Source organism: Acinetobacter sp. WU_MDCI_Abxd143, assembly GCF_025514195.1.
GTDB classification, from domain to species: Bacteria; Pseudomonadota; Gammaproteobacteria; order Pseudomonadales; family Moraxellaceae; genus Acinetobacter; species Acinetobacter pittii_H.
Genome location: NZ_JAHPTH010000002.1, coordinates 209,666 through 225,058, shown reverse-complemented (window position 1 = coordinate 225,058; position 15,393 = coordinate 209,666). Strand labels below are relative to the sequence as shown.

At 39.4% G+C, this 15,393-nt stretch carries 13 protein-coding genes and 1 pseudogene; 9 read left to right on the top strand and 5 right to left on the bottom strand.

The window, feature by feature from the left end:
* Nucleotides 1–19 precede the first annotated feature (19 nt).
* The 9 genes and pseudogenes from lptC (at nt 20) to KTI79_RS05740 (ending at nt 9,204) form a co-directional block, all read left to right on the top strand.
* A complete protein-coding gene (gene lptC / locus KTI79_RS05785; RefSeq protein ID WP_057075331.1) occupies nt 20–568 on the top strand; it encodes an LPS export ABC transporter periplasmic protein LptC in 549 nt (182 codons plus the stop codon).
* A complete protein-coding gene (lptA, locus tag KTI79_RS05780; protein ID WP_002122334.1) occupies nt 552–1,100 on the top strand; it encodes a lipopolysaccharide transport periplasmic protein LptA in 549 nt (182 codons plus the stop codon). Before lptC ends, lptA begins: the two co-directional genes overlap by 17 nt.
* Nucleotides 1,100–1,846 (top strand): LPS export ABC transporter ATP-binding protein, encoded by a 747-nt coding sequence (gene lptB / locus KTI79_RS05775; RefSeq protein ID WP_009389082.1) that lies wholly within the window; start codon nt 1,100–1,102, stop codon nt 1,844–1,846. Before lptA ends, lptB begins: the two co-directional genes overlap by 1 nt.
* A gap of 273 nt (nt 1,847–2,119) precedes the next feature.
* Nucleotides 2,120–3,586: pseudogene (locus KTI79_RS19180) on the top strand (TolC family protein).
* Nucleotides 3,583–5,724, top strand: a complete 2,142-nt coding sequence (locus KTI79_RS05760; RefSeq protein WP_032055934.1) for a type I secretion system permease/ATPase — start codon at nt 3,583–3,585, stop codon at nt 5,722–5,724. The pseudogene KTI79_RS19180 and the gene KTI79_RS05760 overlap by 4 nt, the downstream one beginning before the upstream one ends.
* The gene (locus tag KTI79_RS05755; RefSeq protein ID WP_016141535.1) at nt 5,721–6,911 is read left to right on the top strand and encodes an HlyD family efflux transporter periplasmic adaptor subunit; all 1,191 of its coding nucleotides are present in this window, start codon (nt 5,721–5,723) and stop codon (nt 6,909–6,911) included. Before KTI79_RS05760 ends, KTI79_RS05755 begins: the two co-directional genes overlap by 4 nt.
* 91 nt (nt 6,912–7,002) lie before the next feature.
* Nucleotides 7,003–7,602 carry an IMPACT family protein gene (locus KTI79_RS05750; RefSeq protein WP_032055932.1) on the top strand — a complete coding sequence of 200 codons (600 nt, stop codon included), beginning with the start codon at nt 7,003–7,005 and terminating at the stop codon, nt 7,600–7,602.
* Complete coding sequence (locus tag KTI79_RS05745; RefSeq protein WP_032055930.1) at nt 7,595–8,206, top strand: chloramphenicol acetyltransferase CAT; 612 nt, start codon at nt 7,595–7,597, stop codon at nt 8,204–8,206. Before KTI79_RS05750 ends, KTI79_RS05745 begins: the two co-directional genes overlap by 8 nt.
* Nucleotides 8,207–8,361: 155 nt before the next feature.
* A complete protein-coding gene (locus KTI79_RS05740; RefSeq protein WP_002115820.1) occupies nt 8,362–9,204 on the top strand; it encodes a universal stress protein in 843 nt (280 codons plus the stop codon).
* 116 nt (nt 9,205–9,320) lie between these two features.
* On the opposite strand, the gene KTI79_RS05735 is transcribed toward KTI79_RS05740, so the two are convergent.
* The 5 genes from KTI79_RS05735 to mutS all read right to left on the bottom strand — a co-directional run bounded on the left by KTI79_RS05735 (nt 9,321) and on the right by mutS (nt 14,882).
* Nucleotides 9,321–9,989 carry an O-methyltransferase gene (locus tag KTI79_RS05735; protein WP_032055928.1) on the bottom strand — a complete coding sequence of 223 codons (669 nt, stop codon included), beginning with the start codon at nt 9,987–9,989 and terminating at the stop codon, nt 9,321–9,323.
* Nucleotides 9,990–10,129: 140 nt separating this feature from the next.
* Nucleotides 10,130–10,852 carry a D-Ala-D-Ala carboxypeptidase family metallohydrolase gene (locus KTI79_RS05730; protein WP_199937157.1) on the bottom strand — a complete coding sequence of 241 codons (723 nt, stop codon included), beginning with the start codon at nt 10,850–10,852 and terminating at the stop codon, nt 10,130–10,132.
* A 130-nt stretch (nt 10,853–10,982) separates the two neighbouring features.
* A complete protein-coding gene (gene fdxA / locus KTI79_RS05725) occupies nt 10,983–11,306 on the bottom strand; it encodes a ferredoxin FdxA (RefSeq protein ID WP_002051033.1) in 324 nt (107 codons plus the stop codon).
* Between the two features lie 344 nt (nt 11,307–11,650).
* Nucleotides 11,651–12,181 carry a GNAT family N-acetyltransferase gene (locus KTI79_RS05720; protein WP_032055924.1) on the bottom strand — a complete coding sequence of 177 codons (531 nt, stop codon included), beginning with the start codon at nt 12,179–12,181 and terminating at the stop codon, nt 11,651–11,653.
* Nucleotides 12,182–12,242: 61 nt separating this feature from the next.
* Nucleotides 12,243–14,882 (bottom strand): DNA mismatch repair protein MutS, encoded by a 2,640-nt coding sequence (mutS, locus tag KTI79_RS05715; protein ID WP_032055922.1) that lies wholly within the window; start codon nt 14,880–14,882, stop codon nt 12,243–12,245.
* Nucleotides 14,883–15,393: the final 511 nt, after the last annotated feature.

The following is a 15,393-nucleotide window of genomic DNA, read 5'->3' as shown; positions in this document are numbered from 1 at the left end:
AGGTAGGCTATTCCTGCTCATGGATACCAGAGTTTTATCAATTGTTGCTGTAGTGGTTGCTGCTATAAGTGGTGGTTATTACTACTATAGTGGCAAGGCAAAAAAACTAGACATTGGTTCTGCGAAGAATATGACATATTCAGCGCAGGGCGTCCATTTGACTCAAACTGATGATCAAGGCAATTTGTATATTCGTGCTGAAGTTCGTCAGCTTGAACAGGATATGCAACAAAAAACATCAAAGTTGGATCAACTTAATGCCTCAATGTATAAAGATGGCAAAGTTGATGCAACGTTCTTTGCAAAACAGGCAAATGGTTACGATGATAACCGTAAAGTTATTTTATCGGGTGATGTGGTCGCAACTAAACTGGCACCACAGGGGAAGATTGAGTTCCATACTGATGAGTTAACTGGATATCCAAAAACCAGAGAAATTGAAACGAATCATCAAGTGGTTGTTCAATCTCCGCAAGCCGAGTTTGTCAGCAAAGGGCTAAAAGCCAATTTGAATAATGGTCAGTACGAATTTTTTAATATTCGAGGAAAGTATGCACCAAAGTCTTAATTTAAAACGTTCTTCAGCTTTCCTAAAACAAGCTGCGGTAATTACATTCGTTGCTCTATCATCTGCTTCGACTTTTGCTTTGCCGTCTGACCGTAATCAACAAATTTCGTTAGTGGCAGACCGTGCAACTTATAATGAGAAAACGGGTTTAACGACTTATACGGGTAATGTCGTAATTGAGCAAGGTACGATGAAGCTTCAAGCCGACTCAATTGTGGCTACTCTAAACTCTAAACGTGAAATTCAAACGATTACTGCCAAAGGTAGACCGTCTAAATTCCAGCAGCAAATTAGTGCTGACAAAGGCGTTGCACGAGGCGAGGGTCAAACCATTGTTTATAATGCAGATACAGGCATTATTACTTTGACTGGTGGTGCATATCTATATCAAGATGGTTCAAGCATCCGTGGTAACTCACTGAAATATAGTATGAACAAAGGCGATGTTGAAGCACAAGGTTCATCATCAAACCGTGTTCAAATTATTATTCCACCATCAACTTCAAAAAGTTTCCCAGGAGCGCGTGACTAATGCAACAAGCTCTTCAACAACCCCAAACTTTGTGTATTAAGCACTTAGCAAAAAACTATAGTAAACGTTGGGTCGTCAAAGACGTATCTTTTAGTATGCAAAGTGGACAGATTGTTGGTTTGCTTGGCCCTAACGGCGCAGGAAAAACAACAAGCTTCTATATGGTTGTTGGGCTAGTGCGTATGGACAAAGGTGAAATTCACCTTGATGATCTTGATATGTCCGATTTGGCAATGCATGAACGGGCACGTAAAGGCATCGGATATCTTCCGCAAGAAGCTTCTATCTTTAGAAAGCTCACAATTGCTGAAAATATTATGTCTATTTTAGAAACACGCAAAGACTTAAATAAACAGCAGCGCCAGCAACGTCTTACTGAATTATTAAATGACTTTAAAATCAGTCATATTAAAGATTCATTGGGTATGAGTGTGTCGGGCGGTGAGCGCCGCCGTGCTGAAATTGCACGTGCATTGGCTGCTGATCCTAAATTTATGTTACTTGATGAACCGTTTGCCGGTGTCGATCCAATTTCGGTAGGTGATATTAAAGATATTATCCAGACTTTAAAAGATCGTGGTATTGGTGTACTCATTACTGACCATAACGTACGTGAAACTCTAGCAATTTGTGAACGTGCATATATTGTGAGTGAAGGGGCTGTAATCGCTGAAGGCACGCCACAAGAAATTCTGGATAACGAACAGGTACGTAAAGTCTACTTAGGTGATGATTTTACAGTTTAATCAAAAAAGTTAATCTGTTTGGCTAAAAAGAGGTCAGTGCCTCTTTTTGGTTTTTTTATATTTATATTTTAAAAACAATAAATTAGTCTAAACAATTGAGGAAAAAATAATGTGTGAATTATTCCTTCATTTATGCTTCTTTATGCAAAAAAATATGTAGAATGTAGAAGCTTTTAAACGATAACAAACAAGATCAACAAGACAAGCATGATTGGATATAACCAGAGAAGAGTAAAAAGGACATGTAAAAAGCCGGCTTTCCTGAAAGGGTTGATGCTTTTAACTACATTGCATGTACCTATGGTGATATATGCCGCTAAACCAAGTGAGCAATATCACACATTGAAAAACAACTTATCGCAGCTTTTTACCCCTAAAAGTAGTGATGAATTTAAAGTTGCTAAAATGCAAGAGCTGAGTAATTTTAAGTTAGATCGTTCTAGAGTTCAGGAGTTTCCGACTGTTCAACTCAATGATCGAGCAGCTTCATCTTATTCAACTCTACCATCAAGGAAAATGACTCTGCAGGAAGCGGTGAGAATCGCAATCCAGCGTAACCCTGATATTTCCCAAGCCATTTCAACTTTAGCTGGCCAAAACGCCGGTATTGACGTTGCAAAGGCGGGTTATTACCCTCAAATTTCAGGTGGTATTACCACAGGTGACTTGAGCAGTGGTGAGCGTGGTCGGCAGTTATTAACTTTAAATGCAACTCAAATGCTCTATGATTTTGGTAAAGTGAAATCAGGTGTATCGGTTGAGAAGGCTAAGCTGCAAGTCGAGCAGGCCAATGTTTTGGTCAGCATTGATGATATTGCACTTGATGTCGCACAGTCGATTATTAATATTCAGCGCTATCTTCAATTAAATAAAATTGCCGAACAGCAAATTGCAGGTATTCAGCGAATTCAGGAAATCGCTAATTTACGTGCAAATGCCGGTATTAGTAGTCAAGCCGATCCAATTCAAGCCCAATCTTATTTGCAAGCTGCTCAGTCTGGTCTGATTGCTCAGCAATCATTGTTACGTCAATATTAGCAGCATTTAAGAACGTTATTGGGTGGCGATGTTTCTCGAACGGGATGGATTATTTCAGATGATTTGGTGAAAGTGTCTGATTTATATGGTGAGCCTCAGTTTAATACCATTCCAAAAATGATCGCAGCTCAAGCGGGTATTGAAGTTGCTAAAGCGCAAAAAGAGCAGACCCGTTTAACACGTTATCCAACTTTGGCAGTTAAAGGTTCTTTGAGTCAGGCCATTAATGGCAAAAATCCAAATAATGATGAAGATGACGGTCTATATAGTTCTGTCATGCTTGAAGCAACCAGTCAGTTTTATCAAGGTGGGGCAGTTTCTTCTCAGGTAAAAATGGCGAGTTATGCAGAAGAAGCCGCTAAATCTAAAGTGAATTCTGTTTATCTGGATGTTCTCGATCAGATCAGAACCAGCCGTGAGCAAATTGAAAATAAACAACGACAAATGCAGGTTTTAGCAAATCGCCAAGCGACGACGGTTCGTACACGTGAGCTTTATCAAGAGCAGTACAAACTCGGTACACGTTCATTGGTTGACTTATTAAATGCCGAACAAGCGATTCATAGTGCTAATTCAGAACTCGAAACAGCTCGTTATGATATCTACAGCAGTATTGTTCAATACATTGCAGCAACAGGACGTTCGCGCCAAGCTTATGACTTAAATAATATTTCAATTCAGGGGTTCGAAGTACAACCATGATGACAAAAATAAACTACCAGCCCTGGTTACAGGCAGTCTTAACGATTGCTAAACATTATAGAATAGAGCCTTCAGAAGAAAGAATACGTTTACAACTTGACTGGAACCAAAATCAAAACCTTGATGATGTTTTACAGCTCATTACACGTCAAGTTGGACTCAATTTACGTAAGGTGCCATTTTCTTTAGAGTTGCTCAATCCATGGCGTTTACCTGTCATGGTCGAGTTCAATGACGGACAAGTCGGTGTAATTGATAAAGCTGATACTCAAGGAAATGTCAGTATCCAATTTAGTGGAGATCATGGCCTTTCTCAAAATTTAAGCTTAGATGTTTTAAAAACTACAATTAAGAATGTCTATATTCTGCGCCCTGAATCATCTATTCCCGATGCGCGTATTGATGAATATATCAAACCGTATGAAGCAAGTTGGTTCTGGTCAATTGTTCTAAGAGACTGGAAACGCTACGTTGATATTATGTTTGCCTCACTCATTGCCAACGTATTGGCACTGGCAACCATTATTTTCTCAATGCAAGTGTATGACCGCGTTGTACCTTCTCAGTCTATTCCGACTTTATGGGTGCTGGCAGGTGGTGTACTGATAGCAGCTCTTTTTGAGTTTACCTTACGTATATCGCGAGTGTATTTATCCGATATTATTGGTAAACGTGCCGACTTACGTGTTTCTGACCGTGTATTTGGTCATGCCTTACGCATCAAAAATAAAGATCGTTCAAAATCTACTGGTAGTTTTATTTCCCAGATTCGTGAGCTCGAAGGCGTTCGCGAGTTGGTGACATCAACTACCATTAGTGCCATTGCCGATTTCCCATTCTTTTTCCTGTTCCTAATCATCTTTGCCATTATTGGTGGAAAACTGTTTTGGGTGATGTTGCTGGTTGTACCTCTTATGCTTTTGCCAGGTATTCTGGCGCAGAAGAAACTGGCGCAACTCGCACAAGAGGGTATGAGAGAATCCTCAATCCGTAACGCGATTCTTGTTGAAGCGGTGCAAGGTATTGAAGATATCAAGTTATTACGTGCTGAGTCTCGTTTCCAAAACCAGTGGAACCACATGAACGAAGTTTCAGCCGATATCGGGATGAGACAGCGTAAAATTGTTGGGACCTTAATGGCATGGACTCAAATGCTACAAGGCTTGACCTATGCAATTGTGGTGTTAGTCGGATGTTTTGCCGTGATGGAAGGTGAAATGACTACGGGTGCTTTAGTTGCTTGTTCAATTTTATCTTCACGTATGTTAGGCCCAGTTGCACAAATTACAGGTGTGTTAGGTCGTTTACAGCAAGCAAAAGTTGCAAAACAAAGTCTTGATGAACTCATGCAACGCCCGATCGATCAGGCGGACCGTTCGCATCTGGTACACAAGGCTGTTTTAAATGGTGACTACGAATTAAAAAATGTCTTATTCCAATATGGAGAAGAAGACCCGAAACCAAGTTTGGCCATTCGTCATTTAAAAATTCGTGCTGGTGAAAAAATTGCAATCTTAGGTCGTAATGGTGCAGGTAAATCGACACTGCTTCAGCTTCTATCTGGTATGCAAGTTCCAACTCAAGGTGCAGTGCACTTAGATGGTCTTGATCTTTCTTTAATTGACCCATCTGATGTACGCCGTGATATGGGCCTGCTCAACCAAAATGCCCATCTTTTCTACGGTACGATTCGTGAAAACCTCACTTTAGGTGCGCCACTTGCAACAGATGAAGATATTCTTCGTGCTTTGGTGGTGACGGGCGCATTACCTTTTGTTCAAGAGAAAAAAGAAGGGCTAGATCACCTGATTTTAGAAGGTGGTGTTGGTTTCTCTGGTGGTCAGAAACAAGCATTGTTACTGGCACGTCTGTTGATTCGTCAACCTAACATTTTACTGTTGGATGAACCGACAGCAGCGATTGATGATGTGGCAGAGAAACAACTGATTGATCATTTAAAAGTTTGGCTAGCACATCGTACTTTGGTCGTTGCGACCCACCGCCGAGCTGTTTTAGATCTGGTGGACCGTATTATTGTCGTTAACGAAGGCAAAATCGTGATGGATGGTCCAAGAGATCAGGTCCTTAATCAATCAACAGCCCAACAAAAACAAGTAAGCCAAGGGGGTAATTCATGAGCGAACAACAACAAGAACTCACCCGTTCAATGAATGTCTCTTATAGTGAGCCCCCATTACCACGTGCCAGTTTAGTGATCTGGATTGTGGGGATCGGTTTAGTTATTTTCTTTATCTGGGCATGGGTATTTAAACTTGAAGAAGTTTCTACCGGTACGGGTAAAGTGATTCCATCATCTAAAGAGCAGGTGATCCAGTCTTTAGAAGGTGGTATTTTAACCAAGCTTAATGTACAAGAAGGCGACATTGTTCAAAAAGGACAAATTCTTGCGCAGCTTGATCCAACCCGTTTTGCGTCTAATGTCGGTGAGTCAAGATCTTTACTAATCTCTGCTCAAGCGACAGCAGCGCGTTTGCGTGCGGAAGTAAATGGTACGCCTTTGGTTTTTCCTGAAATTGTGATGAAAGAACCAAAGCTTGTACAAGAAGAAACAGCGCTATATCGCTCGCGTCGCGCTGATCTTGAGCAAACGCTTGCAGGTTTAAGACAGGCTTTACAACTGGTACAACAAGAACTGGCAATGACAGAGCCGTTAGTTGCAAAAGGTGCAGCAAGTGAGGTCGAGGTTTTACGTCTACGTCGTGAAGCAAATGATCTGCAAAACAAAATGAATGATGCGCAGAACCAGTATTATGTGAAAGCGCGTGAAGAGCTATCTAAGGCTACGACTGATAGTAAAACACAGCAACAAATCGTACTGGGCCGTAGTGATAGTTTAGATCGTGCAGTGTTTAGAGCACCAGTACGTGGGGTTGTAAAAGAAATTGCGGTGACTACGCATGGTGGGGTTATTCCACAAAACGGTAAATTGATGACGATTGTACCAATCGATGAACAACTGCTGATTGAAGCGCGTATTTTGCCGCGAGACATTGCCTTTATTCGTCCAGGACAAGAAGCTCTGGTTAAGATTACTGCCTACGATTACTCAATTTATGGTGGTCTAAAAGGTAAAGTTACGGTTATTTCACCCGACACGATTCGTGATGAGGTTAAACAAGACCAATTCTATTACCGTGTTTATATCCGCACTGATTCTGACAAGCTTTATAATAAAGAAGGTAAGGCTTTTGGAATTACGCCGGGTATGGTGGCAACAGTAGATATTCGTACTGGTGAAAAAACAGTACTGGATTACTTACTTAAACCATTTAATAAAGCCAAAGAAGCATTACGAGAAAGATAATAAAAAAGCCCCGAGATTCGGGGCTTTTTCATGGGTTTGATTCTTTTAAATTCACGTTATAATTTGGTTTTTATTATGCTTTATTTAATTTATGGCTTTTACGATTGCATCACAGATTACATTTGAAGAAGAAATTAAAAAAAGCAGATTTCAGGCCATCGCTGCGCCAGTCGAAAATGAACAGCGAGTTAAAGAATTTTTAGAACACAACAAAGATATCTCGACCACTCACCAATGTTGGGCATGGAAAATTGGGCATAACGTACGCTTTAACGATGATGGTGAACCGTCAGGAACAGCAGGCCGTCCAATCTTGGCGACTATTGAAGGGAATGACCTGACGAATATTATTGTGATGGTTAACCGCTGGTATGGCGGTATAAAACTGGGAACGGGTGGCCTTGTTAGAGCATACGGTGGCTGTGCTGGGCAATGTTTATTATTGGCTGAACGTATTGAACTCATTGCAAAGAAGACGATTCACTTTTCTTGTCATTTTAGTGAGTGGGCGATATTTCAATATGAACTGACTCAACAACAGATTGAATATCAGGAAACCTATACGGTAACAGGCGTAGATATCGAAGCGAGACTACAGATACATCAAATTGAACCACTTGCCTTAAAACTCAGAGACGTAACACGTGGTCGTGAAGAATTAAAAATTGAAGAGGAATTAACAGATGACTGATTCCTTACTGAAATATCGTGAGCAACATAAGCACCGCTTAAACTATATGCCATGGTTATATTGGAGTTTAAAACCGAAACATCGTGCTTGGGCCGAAGAATGGCAAAAAGAATATCAAGCTTATTTAATGGATATGGAAACCGTTGAGATTGGTGAAAACTGTTTTATTTCACCCTTAGCACACATTTTTGCTGAACCAGGCCGCAAAATTATTATTGGGGATAATAGTTTTATTGCGGCTGATTGCACATTGCATGGACCACTGGAAATCGGCAATGAAGTCGCGATTAACCATCATTGTATTTTAGATGGTGGGCGAGCGGGTATAAAGTTACATGACCAAGTCCGAATTGCAGCATATTGTCATTTATATGCCTTTGATCATGGGATGCAGTTAGACCGTCCGCTTTACCAACAGCCGGTTACTTCTAAAGGAATTGAAATTGAGCAGGACGTTTGGTTGGGTGCACATGTGGGGATCAAAGATGGTATAAAAATCGGTAAACATGCTGTGGTCGGGATGAATAGTATGGTGACCAAAGATGTTGAGCCCTACCATATTATCGGTGGGAATCCCGCAAAATTTATTCGCTTAAGAGAATAATGCAGTTTTAAGAATGTAATAAAATGTTTGATCTTTAAACAAAAAAGTTGGTTTTTATACATAAACCTTAACATACCAATTTTTATCTATGTTAAGTTAAAGCTAAGTTTTAATAATAATCTCCAAGGCAATAGACCTGAAGAAGAGAGGCTAACATGAACCGTGTTATTGCGTGTATTGACTCATCACCGTGTATTAATGCTATTGCCGATGCAGCAGCATGGGTTGCTAAAGCAACCGGACGGGAACTTGTATTATTACAAATTCTGGACTATTACCCAGCCAGTTATCATCTTGGTGAAATTAGTGGGGTAATCGGCTTTGAAAGCAATGCAATGCTGCTAAAAGAGTTAGCTGAGCTAGAGCAAAAACAAAGTGAACTCGCGTTAGATTATAGTAATAATTTACTCCGCCATATTTCTGATCTTATTCAAGAAAAACACGGAATTACCAGTTCAAAAATTCAAGAAAAAGGTGATTTTTTAGAACAAAGTTTTAATCTCTTACATGAAAATGATATTGTCATTTTAGGTCGAGTCGGGGAAAGAGCCGCCGAAAAACATAAACCAATTGGTAGTAATGTCGAGAACTTCATCCGCGGTGCGAACTGTACAGTTTTGACGATTGGTGAAAACTTTAAAGTCCCAACCCGATTTATCTTTGCTTATGAATATTCGCCAACTTGTCAAAAAATGATGCGCCGTATTGCCCAAAGTGACTTATTGCGAACACTGCAATGTCATTTGGTGTATGTAGGTGATCATCCAGAAATATTAAATGAACCAGAACATTATCTTAAACAAGCGGGCCTAGATGTAGTCACCGTTTACCGTTATGGCGATGTTGCACAAAACATTCTAGAGTACCAACAAGAGCACGGTATTCAGATCATTGTGTTAGGGGCATTTAGCCATAGCAAAATTCACCAGTTCTTCTTGGGAAGTATTGCGACAACCATATTCCGAAACGCGACTGTGCCATTACTTGTGGCTAAATGATGAGATTTGCATATAGTTATCCGCAAATCTTGTGGATAACTATATGGAAAAGCAACAGTAATAAAAGTAATTAATTGATTATAAATAATAAAATAAAAAAGATGATTTTTTAACCATTATTTCACAATTGCAATTGCGAAGCCATCATGACCTTTTGAGCCAACTGTTTGTAAGGCTGTACAAGACAATATTTGCGGATGGTTTTCTAAGGCTTTAAACATTTCACGGATGCCTTCAATACTCGGTTTTTTATTGTCAGGATCTAAAATATCACCTGCGCGAATTACATTGTCGAGCACGATAATCGTACCTGATCTTGAGAATTTCAGACTCAATTCTAAATATTCAGGATAACCCTGTTTATCAGCATCAATGAAAATAAAATCAAAAGGCTCGATAGATTGAGGATCAATCGCAGAAAGGATATCTGCAGCACGGCCAGCTCGAAGATCGACTTTTACCGGAAGATTAGCGTTGTCGATATTTTTTTGAGCCATTTCTGCATGAGTAGCACGGCCTTCTATTGTGAGTAAATAACCATCTTCAGGTAAAGCACGGCCTAACCAAATTGTACTGTATGCAGCAAAAGTTCCGATTTCTAAGACTCGTTTGCATTTATTCATTTGAATAAGCATCTGCAAGAACATTCCTTGGTTAGGAGCCACTGCAAGATGATTTGAAAAGCCGTGTTCATCGGTATTCTTTAATGCATATTCGAGTCGCGGGTCTTCGGGAATTAAATGTGAATCGATATATTGGTCAATGTCTGTCCACATCTGCTGCATAATCAAATTTACCTATATGTTGATCGGGCTATTTTAAACGTTTATGCCTAGAGTGCAAAAATCTTCAGTTCAAGAAATTTTGGTTGATTGGGAAATGAACAATAAAAAAAACTCCTTTCGGTTGAAAGGAGTTTTTTTTATTAGAAATTACACATTGAACTGTTTCGGGTGAGGTCAGGGCCCCAAGTACGATAGCCTTGAGTATCGATATGAATCTGTCCTGAGCTATATAAGCCAATACCCATATTTAAGCTTTGACCATGCTGAGCCCAGAACTGACAAAGTTTAAACTTGGTATTTTCGATAAATGCATAATCTTGAGCTTGTGGGAACTCAGGACCAATACGGAAATCGATTGCCGAGTTAAATAAATGTTTAGATGAGCTTGCACCACCCGCGCATTCATTTAAAGGTAAATCTCGGTAAACCGAGGTCACTTCAAAGTCGGTTAGAACTTTTGCTGCAACTAAATATTTAAATACGCGTAGGGTCGATAAAGAATTTCCCCATAGCTCGCGGTTAGGTACAGCATATTCTGAACGTCCACATTTTTGCCAATCACGTGCTGAGCGTAATAACTCAAAGCTTGGCACAATACCTGCGACATTGTTTCGGGTTAAGAAATTTTCGTACTCACGCACACGCTGGTAATTTTCACCCGAACTTAACCAGTTTCGATAAGATGCAGGCTCAACTTTAGGGGGAATTGGGCGCTCGATAATAACGCGCTCTTGTGGAATAAAGATTCGTTTACCACTTGGAGAGGTTTTGCCTGTTGTTGTGTGTTGGGGAGAGCTGACACAACCTACCATAACCGCTGGGATTATGCATAAGGGTACCAAACTCTGCAAAAACTTCCGCATAAGAAAAATTAAGCACTTATAAATATTGCGGCTATTTTAATGCAAAACAGTGCACAAATTACGATGAATTTGCAATGAAATGTTTGAATAGGGTATAAAAAAGATCAGCGGTTGCTGATCTTTTTTTAAATTACTTTTCAAGATATTGTAATTTATCAGGTTTACCGTTCCATTCTTCACGGTCAGCTGGTTGATCGCCAATTTGAGTAATGTTAGGCCATTTTTGAGAAAGTTCAGCATTTAATTCAATAAACACTTCTTGACCTTCAGGTAACTCATCTTCAGAGAAAATTGCATTTGCCGGGCACTCTGGTTCACATAATGCACAGTCAATACATTCATCCGGATTAATCACTAGGAAATTCGGACCTTCGTAAAAACAGTCTACAGGACAAACTTCTACGCAATCTTGGTATTTACATTTAATACAATTTTCAGTGACAACAAAGGTCATGGCGACAGCTACCTAAAAAATATGGTTTCATTTCGAATAGCTTATTTTAGGCAAAAAAGGGGTAAACAAACAATTGCTTTTATTGATATTCTTTATTCATGCATATGAAGATAAGTTAATACGTTGATAATCAAACATATCTTGTAAACATAGCAGAGCGTAATCTATAAAATTAAAATAACAATATATTTTATAAAACAATAACTTAAAAAATATTTTATTTAATTATTTAGATGTCATTTAAGTCAAGGCATCTATTTTATTAAATGCCTTAACTTTTCATTTTTTCTTTTACAAATTTTGATTTACGGCTTTTTTGTTGAAAAACCCTTAAATTTTTAGTGCTAAACGTTACACAGTAAATGGATATCTTCGGGTTCAAGCTGCCAAAGTTGTTGATCTGGAGCACTTAATGGTTGCGCGCGATGCTTTATATAGAAGTCTACAGTGCGCCGACTTGGAGTTGCTGAAATATAGAGTTGGTTTGCACCGAGTTGCTTGGCCGATTCTTTTGCGGCTTGCATCAGTTTGGTACCAATACCTTGACCTTGCTGGTCTGCATCGACGTAGAAATAGTGGAGTAATTTAGCGTGAGGGTAATCCGCTATAACTTGGTTTGAGACTACGCTCACACCAACGAGTTTTTCAGAGACGTCAAAAGCACCTACAAATATTGAACCTTGTGCAAAGAGTTGTTTGAGTTTAGGCGGGTCATTTTCTAGATGGTATGAGTCCCAATTTTGTACCTCAAAAAAACAATCAACCAATTCTAGCTGTTGCTGTTTTTGTATGTAGTTTTGAGTAATTAATTCACGGCGGCTAATCTGCTGCCAAATAAGATCAATTTCTGAACTTTGTAAAGATCTTAAGATCATATAAATATTATTCTCCGATATGAATAAGCAGACCTAAGCCTGCTTATTCGGAAGTGCTTTATTAAGATTTGAGTGCAGCTTTCAGCTCGTAGAGTTGTTCAAGTGCCTGACGAGGCGATAAATTATCGACTTCAATTTGCTTAAGTAAATCTAGAGCAGGGGATGAAACTTCGATCTCGACAACTTTCTCTATGATTTGTGAACCAGAGCTTGCATCTGGTGGAGCAAACAAATCATTTTGAAAACTAGTTTGTAGATGTTGTTGCTGCTGTTTCTCTAAGATACGCAAACGCTTCTGCGCTTCTTTAATAACATTGGCAGGAATACCCGCTAATTTTGCAACTTGTAAACCATGACTTTGACTCGCAGGGCCTTGCTGAACCTTATGCAATAAAATCAGATTGCCATTAAGCTCTTGCGCTGTCACATGATAGTTATCGATTCCTGCTTCACTACCCAGTTCGGTTAATTCGAAATAATGAGTGGCAAATAAACATAAACATTTTACGCGCTTGGTTAAATCGACCACGCATGCCCAGGCTAAAGATAAACCGTCATAGGTACTGGTTCCGCGACCCACCTCATCCATTAATACCAACGACTGATTTGTAGCATGGTGCAGAATTTGCGAAGTTTCTGTCATCTCGACCATAAAGGTAGATTTACCTGTAGATAAATCATCGGCTGAGCCAATACGGGTAAAAATTCGGTCAATTGGACCAAGTTTGGCGGCTTTAGCCGGAACATAGCTACCGCAATAAGCAAGTAAACTGATTAATGCCGTTTGACGCATGAAGGTTGATTTACCGCCCATGTTTGGACCGGTAATAATGGCCATACGGTGCTGGGCATCAAGGAAAGTATCATTTGGGGTAAATGGTGCTTTATTTAATGCTTCAACGACAGGATGACGACCAGCCTGAATTTTAATGCCCGTTTCCGGGGTAAATTCAGGGCGCGCCCAATTGTTTAAACGTGCTTGATGAGCAAAGTTTGCAATGACATCAATTTGAGCTATTGCTGAACTCATCATTTGTAGATGGGCAATATTTTCACGAAGGTTTTCAAGCAAAGCTTCGAATAATGCTTTTTCACGAGAGAGTGCACGTGACTCACTCGATAGGACTTTATCTTCAAAACTCTTTAGCTCAGGGGTAATGTAGCGTTCAGCATTCTTTAAAGTTTGACGACGGATATAGTCGGCTGGCGCTTGTTCTGCTTGAGCACGAGTGAGTTCGATGTAATAACCACTTACACGGTTATAACCAATTTTAAGGGTATTAATGCCAGTGCGTTCACGCTCTTTAATTTCTAAGTCAATTAAGAATTGACCTGCATGATCGCGAATTTGACGTAATTCGTCGAGCTCAGCATCATATCCTTCTGCAATTACGTTGCCATCACGAAGTAATACCGGTGGGTTTTCTACAATCGCTGCCATCAAGTGTTGATGAAGCGCTTTAAAATCGCCAAGTTCTTCATCTAGTTGAACTAATAACTTAGATTTTTTTGCTTGAATGACTGGAGTTAATGCCATTCTTAAAGCTGGAATTTGTGCGCATGCATGACGAAGTTGCACCAAATCACGTGGTCGCGCACTACCTAATGCAACACGGCTAAGCACACGTTCAATATCACCAATTTCTTTAAGCACTAAACGAACTGGGTTTTCGTGATACCCCTGAATGAGTTGTTCAATCGCATCTAAACGAGCATCAAGCAATGCAGTATCACGCACAGGTTGCATGAGTGTGCGGCTTAATAGACGGCCACCCATTGCAGTTTGGCAGTCATTTACCAATTGGAATAATGATGTTCCGTGTTCAAATAATGGCTCAATAATTTCTAAGTTGCGACGTGTAATTGGGTCGAGCGCAATAAAGTCAGTACTTTGTTCAAGCTGAATTGAACGAATATGCGGTAATGCAGTTTTTTGGGTTTCTTTTGCATAGTGAATAAGCGCAGCGGCAGCAGCCTTGGCTAAAGGTAATGGGTCTAAACCAAAACCTGAAAGTGTTGATACCGTAAACTGATCACATAAAGTTTTTTGTGCATTATTTAGATTAAAATCTACATTCGGACGTTTAGTAACAGGGCAATCTAAGTGCTTTTTAATTTGTTCGATAATATTGGTGTCGACCAAGTCTTCATCAATCAAGATTTCACTTGGCATTAAACGCGCAAGTTCAATAGGTAATTGTTCTGGCTTGTAATCTTGTTGTTGAACTTTAAAAATACCCGCGCTCAAGTCGAGTAAAGCAAAACCAATCTGGTTTTGATGAATGCATAAGGAAACGAGATTAGATGATTGATAACTGCTGAGTAATGCGTCATCAGTTAATGTACCAGGAGTCAGAATACGAACAACTTTACGTTCAACAGGGCCTTTACCTGTCACTTCTCCAACTTGTTCGCAAATAGCGACAGTGCGCCCAGCTTTGACAAGGCGAGCAAGATAACCTTCTGCCGAGTGATAGGGAACACCTGCCATTGGAATAGGTCGACCACTGGCTTTACCACGATGGGTTAAAGTGATACCTAAAAGTTTGGCAGCTAAATGAGCATCTTCAAAGAAGAGTTCATAAAAGTCACCCATACGGTAGAACAGCAACGCATGTTGATAGTCCGTTTTAACTTTGAGATATTGCTGCATCATAGGTGTATGAGAAGATAAGTCAGCCATGATTTCAGCGCTATTCATGTATGTTAAATCCTTAAATTTAAATAATAAATAAGTTAATTTTGAAAGTTTGGCTGTCCAACCAATTCTAACAACTTCTGTGCAAAACTGACCTAATGTAAGAAAAAAGTACACCTTTTCGTGTATCTTTTTATGTCAAAATTGAGTCAACAGTGTGTGAGAGCTTAACTTAAACTCTCACGGTTGCCATCTTAACAAATTGAGACTGTTTGACAAAAAGGATTCCTAAAATGAATGAAGAAATAAGCAACAAAAAGAAGGCAACCTTCCAGCCCATCTAATAGCTAATTTATTAAAAGTAATAATCGCTTATTTTTATCTATAATTCACTTATCTATAGTTTCAAAAATATTTTATGCATATTACATACCACATTTGTAGTTAAAAAGAAGCTCATCAGAAGATGGGCTTTTTTATGTCTATTGGGTTATAGGAAATTTTAAGTAAAAATTTAAGTCAAAGATTTTTATTTTTACCAAAAAGTAAAATTAACTTGTTAAAAGATATTTCA

Coding starts and splice junctions, on each gene's coding strand:
- KTI79_RS05760 (WP_032055934.1), top strand. CDS start 3,583: ATGATGACAAAAATAAACTACCAGCCCTGGTTACAGGCAGTCTTAACG.
- KTI79_RS05735 (WP_032055928.1), bottom strand. CDS start 9,989: ATGCAGCAGATGTGGACAGACATTGACCAATATATCGATTCACATTTA.
- lptA (WP_002122334.1), top strand. CDS start 552: ATGCACCAAAGTCTTAATTTAAAACGTTCTTCAGCTTTCCTAAAACAA.
- KTI79_RS05755 (WP_016141535.1), top strand. CDS start 5,721: ATGAGCGAACAACAACAAGAACTCACCCGTTCAATGAATGTCTCTTAT.
- fdxA (WP_002051033.1), bottom strand. CDS start 11,306: ATGACCTTTGTTGTCACTGAAAATTGTATTAAATGTAAATACCAAGAT.
- KTI79_RS05720 (WP_032055924.1), bottom strand. CDS start 12,181: ATGATCTTAAGATCTTTACAAAGTTCAGAAATTGATCTTATTTGGCAG.
- lptB (WP_009389082.1), top strand. CDS start 1,100: ATGCAACAAGCTCTTCAACAACCCCAAACTTTGTGTATTAAGCACTTA.
- lptC (WP_057075331.1), top strand. CDS start 20: ATGGATACCAGAGTTTTATCAATTGTTGCTGTAGTGGTTGCTGCTATA.
- KTI79_RS05740 (WP_002115820.1), top strand. CDS start 8,362: ATGAACCGTGTTATTGCGTGTATTGACTCATCACCGTGTATTAATGCT.
- KTI79_RS05745 (WP_032055930.1), top strand. CDS start 7,595: ATGACTGATTCCTTACTGAAATATCGTGAGCAACATAAGCACCGCTTA.
- mutS (WP_032055922.1), bottom strand. CDS start 14,882: ATGAATAGCGCTGAAATCATGGCTGACTTATCTTCTCATACACCTATG.
- KTI79_RS05750 (WP_032055932.1), top strand. CDS start 7,003: ATGGCTTTTACGATTGCATCACAGATTACATTTGAAGAAGAAATTAAA.
- KTI79_RS05730 (WP_199937157.1), bottom strand. CDS start 10,852: ATGCGGAAGTTTTTGCAGAGTTTGGTACCCTTATGCATAATCCCAGCG.